The 10,124-nt window shown below is 70.2% G+C and carries 3 protein-coding genes; 2 read left to right on the top strand and 1 reads right to left on the bottom strand.

All coding sequences use genetic code 11. The features are described from left to right. Window positions 1-45: 45 nt before the first annotated feature. A complete protein-coding gene (locus ACFFIA_RS28990) occupies window positions 46-549 on the bottom strand; it encodes a MarR family winged helix-turn-helix transcriptional regulator (protein ID WP_377256561.1) in 504 nt (167 codons plus the stop codon). A gap of 69 nt (window positions 550-618) precedes the next feature. Between ACFFIA_RS28990 and icmF the strand changes: the two genes are divergently transcribed. Both icmF and ACFFIA_RS28980 read left to right on the top strand, forming a co-directional pair. Next, a complete protein-coding gene (gene icmF / locus ACFFIA_RS28985) occupies window positions 619-3,837 on the top strand; it encodes a fused isobutyryl-CoA mutase/GTPase IcmF (protein ID WP_377256558.1) in 3,219 nt (1,072 codons plus the stop codon). A gap of 105 nt (window positions 3,838-3,942) precedes the next feature. Further along, complete coding sequence (locus ACFFIA_RS28980; protein WP_377256555.1) at window positions 3,943-10,122, top strand: RHS repeat domain-containing protein; 6,180 nt, start codon at window positions 3,943-3,945, stop codon at window positions 10,120-10,122. The last annotated feature ends 2 nt before the right edge of the window (window positions 10,123-10,124 follow it).

Here is a 10,124-nt window from a genome sequence, read left to right as displayed (position 1 = left end):
CCTGCGGGCTGCGGCGCGAGGTCTCCACTTTGGACGTGTCGGCGGTCAGAAGTCGCCCGCGTTGCGGCGCATCTCGGTCAGTACGTCGACGAGGGCCGACACGCCATCGGGCTGGATCCACGGCACCGCGAACACCTCGGCGTTGAGCTGCTCGGTGGCGGCGGTGGCCAGCTCGCGACCGGCGTCGAGAAGCTCCACGACGGTGGACCGGCGGTCGCTCGGATGCGGAGAGCGGCGCACCAGGCCCGCCGCCTCGAGCCGGTCGACGGCGTTGGTGACGCTGGTCGGATGGACCTGGAGGCGCTCGCCGATGAGCGCCATCGGCAGCGAGCCCTTGCGGCTGAAGTACAGGAGCATGAGCACCTCGTACCGGGCGAACGTCACGCCATGCGGCTTGAGGACCGCCTCGACCCGGGCCAACGCGATCTGGTGCGCGCGCATCAGCGAGGTCACCGCCGCCATGCCGTCGGCGGCGCTGTCCCATCCGTGCGCCACCCACAGGCGCCGGGCCTCGGCGATCGGGTCGACAGGAAGGCGGCCAGGTTCCACGCCGGCCATCCTATCGAGCTGATCACAACACATGGACGTGAAATAGTCGGACGTCCTAGTATTTTGGTCATGACACTCCACGTGCCCCTCCATCCGGTACGGTTCGTCACCGCGGCCAGCCTGTTCGACGGGCACGACGCGGCGATCAACGTGATGCGCCGGCTGCTGCAGAGCCAGGGCGCGGAGGTGGTGCACCTCGGCCACGACCGCAGCGTCGAGGAGGTGGTCACCGCCGCGGTGCAGGAGGATGTCCAGGGTGTGGCGGTCTCGTCCTACCAGGGCGGGCACGTCGAGTACTTCGGATACCTGGTCGACCAGCTCGCCGCGCGCGGTGCGGGACACGTCCGCGTGTACGGCGGCGGTGGCGGCACCATCGTGCCGGACGAGATCGACGGGCTCGCCGAGCGCGCGGTGCGGATCTTCAGCCCCCGAGACGGCCAGCGGCTGGGCCTGCCCGGGATGATCAACGAGCTGATCCGCGACTGCGACGTGGACCTGGCCCACACCGGGCGGCCGGTCGAGGCGGAGGCGCTGTTCTCCGGCGACGAGGCGACTCTGGCCCGGGCGATCACGGTGCTGGAGGCGGGCGCCGACGACGCGCTCGCCGCGACGGTTCGCGACGCGGCGCGGCAGCGGGCGGTGCCGGTCCTCGGCATCACCGGCACCGGCGGCTCGGGCAAGTCGTCACTGACCGACGAGTTGGTCCGCCGGCTGCGCCGGGACAGCGAGGACAAGGTACGAGTGGCGGTGATCGCGGTCGACCCGACCCGGCGCCGCGGCGGCGGAGCGCTGCTGGGCGACCGGATCCGGATGAACAGCATCGCGCCGGGCGTCGTGTACTTCCGGTCGCTGGCGACCCGGCGGCACGACACCACGGTGCCCGACCGGCTGTCCGACGTGATCGCCGCCTGCAAGGCCGCCGGTTTCGACCTGGTCATCGTGGAGACACCGGGGATCGGCCAGGGCGACGCGGCCATCGCGTCGCACGCGGCGGTCTCGCTGTACGTGATGACGCCGGAGTTCGGCGCCGCCAGCCAGCTCGAGAAGATCGACATGCTCGACCTGGCCGACGCGGTGGCGATCAACAAGTTCGAGCGGCGCGGCGGCGAGGACGCCCGCCGCGACGTCGCCCGCCAGCTTGTCCGCAACCGGGAGCAGTTCGGTACCCCGTGGGACGAGATGCCGGTCTTCGGCACCAGCGCGGCGCGCTTCAACGACGACGGGGTGACCGCGCTCTACCACCACCTCAAAGGGCTGCTGTACGAGTACGGGTTCCCGCGCTTCCCCGGTGTGCTGCCGCCGGTGGCCGGCCGCGTGTCGACCGGCCTGACCTCCGCGCTGCCGACCAGTCGCGAGCGGTACCTGTCGGAGATCGCGCAGACCGTCCGCGGATACCACGCGACGACCGCGGCGCAGGCGGCGGTGGCGCGCCGCCGCCAGCACCTGACCACCGCCCGGGACCTGCTTCCCGGCAACGCGGCGGTGACCGAGCTTGTCGACGGCGCCGAGCGCGAGCTGCACGGTGACGTCCGGGAACTGCTCGACCAGTGGCCGGCGATCCGCGAGGCGTACCGGGGCGACGAGCTGGTGTACCGGGTCCGGGGCAAGGACGTCCGCTCGCCGCTGCACCGGGAGACGCTCTCCGGTTCGAAGGTGCCCCGGGTCGCGCTGCCCCGCGACGGCGACGACGGCGAGCTGGTGCGCTTCCTGCGCGCGGAGAACCTGCCCGGCCGGTTCCCGTTCACCGCCGGTGTCTTCCCGCTCAAGCGGACCGGTGAGGCGCCGGCCCGGATGTTCGCCGGCGAGGGCGACGCCTTCCGCACCAACCGGCGCTTCCACCTGCTCAGCGAGGGCCAGCCCGCGACCCGGCTGTCGACCGCGTTCGACTCGGTCACGCTGTACGGGCGCGACCCCGACCCCCGGCCGGACGTCTACGGCAAGGTCGGCACCTCGGGGGTGTCCATCGCGACGCTCGACGACATGCGTGAGCTGTACGCGGGGTTCGACCTGTGCGCGCCGGACACCTCGGTCTCGATGACCATCAACGGACCGGCCCCCACCATCCTGGCCATGTTCCTCAACACGGCCGTCGACCAGCAGGTGGACGCCTTCACCGCCGCGAACGGCCGCACCCCCTCCGACGAGGAGCGGGAGGCGATCGCCGCGCGGACACTGTCCACAGTGCGCGGTACCGTCCAGGCCGACATCCTCAAGGAGGACCAGGGCCAGAACACCTGCATCTTCTCGACCGAGTTCGCCCTGCGCTGCATGGCCGACATCCAGGAATGGTTCATCGCGCACCAGGTCCGCAACTTCTACTCGGTGAGCATCAGCGGCTACCACATCGCCGAGGCGGGCGCCAACCCGATCAGCCAGCTCGCGTTCACCCTCGCCAACGGTTTCACCTACGTCGAGTCCTACCTGGCGCGCGGGATGGACATCGACGACTTCGCGCCCAACCTGTCGTTCTTCTTCTCCAACGGCATGGACGCCGAGTACACCGTCATCGGGCGGGTCGCCCGGCGGATCTGGGCGATCGCCATGCGCGACCGCTACGGCGCCGGCGAGCGCGCGCAGAAGCTGAAGTACCACATCCAGACGTCCGGCCGGTCGCTGCACGCCCAGGAGATGTCCTTCAACGACATCCGCACCACCTTGCAGGCCCTGTGCGCCATCTACGACAACGCCAACAGCCTGCACACCAACGCCTACGACGAAGCCGTCACCACCCCCACCGCCGAGTCGGTCCGCCGGGCCCTCGCCATCCAGATGATCATCGACGCCGAGTGGGGGCTCTCCGGCACCGAAAACCCGCTCCAGGGGTCGTACATCGTGGACGCCCTCACCGACCTGGTCGAGGAGGCGGTGCTCGCCGAGTTCGACCGGATCACCGAACGCGGCGGCGTGCTCGGCGCCATGGAGACGGGCTACCAGCGCGGCCGGATCCAGGACGAGTCGATGCTGTACGAGCAGCGCAAGCACACCGGCACGCTGCCCATCATCGGGGTCAACACCTTCCTCTCCCCGGCCAGGGACGACGAACCGGAGCGCCGGCTGGAGCTGGCTCGCGCCACCGAAGCCGAGAAGCAGTCCCAACTGACCCGGCTCGCGGACTTCAAGGCCCGCCACGCCCAGGACGCGCCGGCCGCGATCGACCGGCTCAAGGAGGCCGCCGCGAGCGGCGGCAACGTGTTCGAGGCCCTGATGCACGCGGTGCGACACTGCACGCTCGGCGAGATCAGCGAGGCGTTCTTCGAGGTCGGCGGCCAGTACCGGCGCAACGTGTAAGGGCGAGCGCCGCGCCTGTGCGGGTTCTATGCACACGGCAACCCATACTTCGCATCGACGCATCGGTACCTTTCGGTGCCCGGTCGAGCGACCTGGGAGGCAGCCGTGTACGACGTGGGACGTCGCCAGTTGGTGCTGGCGTTGGCGGCCGTCATGGCGGCATCGACGGTGGGCGGCATCCCGGAGCGGGCGGAGGCCGCGTCGGTGGACGACCTGGCGCTGGCCAAGGAGCGCTCGGTCGCCGTCGGATCGGTGGCGGTGGCGCCCGCGAAGCCGGGCCTCGACGACGAGCGGGCGCTGCGCGGCACGCCAGCCGTCGCCTGGCCCGCGCCGGGCGTGACCGAGGTCGTCCTGGGCACGGCGGGCACGGCCGGTGTCGCGAGCGCGAAGGCGGGGAGCCTGCCCGTACGGGTCGGCGCGTCGAAGAGCGCCGCTGCCCGGTCGGCGCCGCCCAGCCGGGTCCGGGTCGAGACCCTGCCGAGGCGGGCGGACGGCCTGCTGCTGCGGGTCCGCCGCGCGGACGGCGTGGCCACCGCCGGGCGGGTCAACCTCGAGGTCGACTACTCCCCCTTCCGGGACGCGTACGGTGGCGACTGGGCGACCCGGCTGCGGCTGATGGCCCTGCCCGAGTGCGCACTGTCCACACCTGAGCGCACGGAGTGTGCCGGCACCCCGATCGCCACGCGAAACGACGGCTCGGGCCGGCTGAGCGGTGACGTCGAGGCGGCGGCGCAGAGCGGGTCCGGCCTGCTGGCCGTCGTCGCGGCCGCCTCGTCCGGGGCGGGCGACTTCAAGGCCACCGCGCTGTCGCCCTCCTCCACCTGGGCGGTCGGCACCTCCTCCGGCGACTTCACCTGGCGGTACCCGATGGACGCGGTGCCGGGCCTCGGCGGACCGCAACCCACGCTGGAGCTCGGCTACTCGAGCGGCGGCGTGGACGGCCGGACATCATCGACGAACAACCAGCCGTCGTGGGTCGGCGAGGGATTCGAGTTCGAGCCGGGCGGCTACATCGAGCGGCGGTACAAGTCGTGCGGCGACGACACCAGCGGCGGTAACAACAGCGGGAACAAGACCGGCGACCTGTGCTGGGCGACCGACAACGCGGTCATGTCGCTGGGCGGTCGGGGCGGCGAGCTGATCCGTGACGACGCGACCGGAGAGTGGAAGTCGCGCATCGACGACGGTTCCAAGGTGGAGCGCCTGATCAACGGCGGCAACGGCGACGACAACGGGGAGTACTGGCGGATCACCACCCCGGACGGCACGCAGTACCACTTCGGCAAGCACAAGCTGACCGGCTGGGGCTCGAACAACGAGGTCACCAACTCCGTCTGGACGGTTCCGGTGTTCGGCAACCATGCCGACGAGCCGTGCAACAAGTCCACTTTCGACGCCTCGCACTGCCCACAGGCGTGGCGGTGGAACCTGGACTACGTGGTGGACCGGCACGGCAACACCATGAGCCTGTTCTACGGCACCGAGACCAACAGGTACGCGCGCAACTCCACCGCGACCAAGGTGTCGACCTACATCCGGGGCGGCTGGCTCAAGCGGATCGAGTACGGGCAGCGCGACGGTGAGGTCTACACCAAGCCGGCCGTGGGGCGCGTGCTGTTCACCGAGGCGGACCGGTGCATCCCCGGCACCACCTGCACCGCATCGTCGCCGGGGAACTGGCCGGACGTGCCGTGGGACCAGGCGTGCACGAGCACCACCAACTGCAACGACAAGTTCAACCCCACCTTCTGGACGCAGAAGCGGCTGGCCACCGTGACCACGCAGGTGTGGGGAGGTACGGCGTACCGCGATGTGGACTCGTGGACGCTGACGCACTCGTACCCCAGTCCCGGCGACGGCACGCGGGCGGGCCTGTGGCTGGACGCGATCCAGCAGAAGGGTCTCGTCGGCGGCGAGGCGAGCCTGCCGCCGGTCACCTTCAACGCGGTTCCGATGAACAACCGCGTGGACGGCATCGACGGCATACCGCCGATGAACTGGATGCGGATCAACACGATCCGGCTGGACTCCGGCGGCGAGGTCACTGTCAAGTACTCGCCGATGGAGTGCACCAAGACCAGCCTGCCGGCGCCCGACTCGAACACCAAGCGCTGCCATCCGACCAGGTGGACCCCGGAAGGGGAGCACACCGAACGGGTTGACTGGTTCAACAAGTACGTGGTCACCGAGGTGACCGAGGTCGATCGCACCACGGGCCTGCCGCCGTCGGTGACGCAGATCGAGTACCCGAACACGCCGGCATGGCGGTTCGACGAGGCCGACGGCATGGTGGCGGACAACAAGAAGAGCTGGTCGCAGTGGCGCGGGTACGACCGCGTCCGGGTCCGCAAGGGCCCGGCCGGCGCCGTGCGGTCCACGACGGAGACGCTCTACTTCCGGGGGATGGACGGCGACCGGACCGCGTCCGGGGGCAAGAAGGAGGTCTGGGTCACCGACTCCACCGGTACCCGGCTGCGGGACTCCGACCAGTTGGCCAACATCGCGCGGGAGAACACCAGGTACACCGCCGCCGGTGCCGTGCACGAGAAGGAGATCACCGATCCGTGGCTGTCGGCGCCGACCGCCACGCGCACCCGGAGCTGGGGAACCACCCAGGCGTTCCGGGTCGAGGAGGCGAAGGTCCGGCAGAGTGAGGCGACCGGCTCCGGCGGCTGGCAGAACACGGGCGCGGAGCACGTCTACGACGCCGAGGGCACGCTGTTGCGGGCCAACGACCTCAACGACGTGGCGACCCCGGATGACGACACGTGCACCCGGTACTGGTACACCAGGAACGAGTCGCTGTGGATCATCAACCTGCCCTACCGGATCGAGACGGTCGCGGTGAGCTGCGACCGCACGCCCGCCTATCCGGACGACCTGCTCTCCGACACCCGGTACTACTTCGACGGCAGCACCACGCTCGGCGCGGCGCCGGTGCGTGGCGAGGTCACCCGGACCGAGGAGCTGTCGGGCTGGTCGAACGGGGCTCCGACCTACGTGACCACCATGCGGGTCGGCTACGACGTGCACGGCCGCCAGACCGAGGTGGTCGACATCAGGGGCGCCCGTACGACCACCGCGTACACGCCGGCCACCGGCGCCCCGGTCACCCAGGTCCAGGTCACCAACGCGCTGGGCCACCGTTCGCTGACGACGTTCGAGCCGGCCTGGGGCGAGGAACTCGTCGCGGTGGACGCGAACGACCGGCGGACCGAGGCGCGCTACGACCCGCTGGGCCGGTTGACGAAGGTGTGGTCGCCGGGCCGGGCGACCTCCCAGACGCCGAACGCCGAGTACAGCTACCTCGTCCGCACCGACGGCCCCAACGTCGTGATCTCCAGGGCGCTGCAACCCAACGGCGACTACGAGACCGCTTACGAGCTGTTCGACGGGCTGATGCGGCCGAGGCAGACGCAGGAGCCGGCGCCCGGCGGTGGCCGCGTCATCACCGACACCATCTACGACTCGCGCGGACTCAAGGTCAAGGAGAACGGACCCTACTACAACAGCGCGCCGCCCGGCACCGACGTGGTCATCGCGGACGAGGCGACGATGCCGGCGCAGCTCACCACCGTCTACGACGACAACGAACGCCCGACGAACATCATCTTCGAGGTGGACGGGGTCGAACGGTGGCGCACCACGCACGCCTACGGCCACAACCGGCACGACGTCGACCCGCCGGACGGGGAGACGCCGACCACCACCATCCTCGACGCCGAGGGCCGGATGGTCGAGCTGCGCAAGTACCACGGCAACGCGCCGACCGGGACGTACGACGCGACGAAGTACACCTACACCAGGCGCGGGGACGTCGCCACCGTCACCGACCCGGCCGGCAACGTCTGGCGGTACGCGTACGACCTGCGGGGGTTCCGGATCCGCAGTGAGGAGCCGGACCGCGGCGTCACCGAACTCACCTTCAACGACGCCGGGGACCTCGTCTCCGAGCGGGACGCGCGGGGCAAGACCGTGGCGCACGCGTACGACGTGCTCGGCCGGCACACCGCGACCCACGAGGGATCGTCGAGCGGGCCCAGGCTGACCGCCCGCACCTACGACACGCTTCCCGACGGCACTCCGGCCCGTGGGGTCCAGGTGTCCGCCACCCGGTACGTCGGGGGCGACGCGTACACGGCCGCGGTGACCGGGTTCGACGCCGGCGGCCGGGCGACCGGCACCCGGTACACCATCCCGGTCCGCGAGGGTGCCCTGGCCGGCACCTACGAGTTCACTCAGACGTACAAAGTGGACGGCTCGCCCGCCACTGTCGGGTTGCCGGCCGCCGGCGGGCTCCCCGCCGAGCAGCTCACCACCGGGTACGACGGCCTCGGCCAGGCGGTCACGCTCGGCGGGACCAGCGGCTACGTCACGGCCACCGGCTACACGCAGTTCGGCGAGCTGCGCGAGATGACGCTCTCCGCCGGGGGCAAGGCCGCGCGGCTCGGCTACGAGTACGAGTACGGCACGCACCGCCTGGCTCGGGCGGTGGTCTCCCGGGACACCGCGCCGCAGCGCCTGGCCGACATCGCCTACCGGTACGACCTCGCCGGCAACATCACCTCGATCGCCGACCGTGCCGAAGGTGCCGCGGAGACCCAGTGCTTCCGCTACGACCACCTGCGGCGGCTCACCGAAGCGTGGACACCGACCTCGGCCAACTGCCAGGCGGCACCGTCGGCCAGTGCGCTGGGCGGCCCGGCACCGTACTGGCACTCGTGGACCTTCGACAAGACCGGGAACCGGCTCTCGGAGACCCGCACCGCCCCCGGCGGCGCCCGGACCACGAGCGCGTACACCTACCCCGCCGCCGGCCAGGCCAGGCCGCACGCGGTGAGCAAGGTGACCACCACCGGCCCGGACGGGACGCCGCAGGTCGAGGAGTTCGGGTACGACGCGGCCGGAAACACCACCACCCGCCGCAACGGCACCGCCGGACAGACCCTCACCTGGGACACGGAAGGCCACGTCAGCACCGTCACCAAGGACGGCGTCACCACGAGCTACCTCTACGACGCCGGGGGCAGCCGGCTGATCCGGCGCGACCCCAGTGGCACGACGCTCTACCTCGGCGAGACCGAGCTGCACCTGGCGCCCGGTGGCGCGGTGACCGGTACCCGGTACTACAGCTTCGCCGGCCGCACCATCGCGGTACGGACCTCGGCCGACAACAAGCTGCACTGGCTGGCGCTGGACCACCACGGCACGCCGGAGATCGCCATCGAGGCGAGCAGCCAGGACGTGAAGCGTCGCCGCCACACCCCGTACGGCGGGTCACGCGGCGCGGCGGTCGACTGGCCGGGGCAGAAGAGCTTCGTCGGCGGCACCGCCGACCCCAGCACGGGACTGGTCCATCTCGGCGCCCGCGAGTACGACCCGACGCTCGGCCGGTTCATCTCGGTGGACCCGATCATCGACCACAACGAACCTCAGCAGGCCAACGGCTACACGTACGCCAACAACAACCCGGTCACCTACGCCGACCCGAACGGCGAGCGGTGGGTCATCACCACCCGCTTCGTCAAGAAGATGTCCGTCAGGACGGTGGTGGAGAAGCAGCCCTACTGGGTCAGGTACTTGGTCGCCGTCACGACCTGGGAACCCGTCAGGTGGGTCCTCAAGCTCCCGATCATCGGTTCCCTCATCAAGTGGGGCTGGAAACAGGTCACCAAGATGGTCGAGAACGTCAAGCGGCTCTGGCGCCACATCAAAAAGCAGATCGTGCAGTGGATCACACAGGCCAAGAAGATCGCGACGTGGGTCAAGGACCAGGTCAAGCAAACGTGGAAGAAGGCCAAACGGTACGTCAACAAGGCCCGGAAGGGCATCGGCGAACTGAAACGGAAGTTCGTCAAGCCGAAGCCGAAGCCGAAGAAGCTCACCGAGGAAACAGACATACCCGAGACCGTCTACCGGGCTGGCTCGCTCACCCAGGCGAACCTCACCCCGAGGAAGACCGACACCGACGGCCTGACCGTCTGGCACCTGCCAGAACAAGCGCTACAGGGCGTGCCCCGGGGGAAGACGGGCAAAGGCTACGAGTTCTCGACCGAGCAACTGCTGAGGATGGGCTTCACGCTCGTGTTAACAGAGAAAGAGCACGGCAAGGGACACTGGTCGCTCCGGCCGCCAGACCCGGAAAAGCTGCAAGAGTGGCAGAACAGCCGGAATGCCGATCAGGAGCATCCGTACACGAGCGCGGTCCGGAGTGCGGCGACCGGCCGGGAGATAAGGGTGGACAGGAATGGCAACGTCACCATCAGGGGAGTTGCCCGCAACTGACG

Source organism: Phytohabitans kaempferiae, assembly GCF_042433955.1.
Taxonomy (GTDB): Bacteria; Actinomycetota; Actinomycetes; order Mycobacteriales; family Micromonosporaceae; genus Phytohabitans; species Phytohabitans kaempferiae.
This window is presented reverse-complemented; position numbering and strand designations above follow the sequence as displayed.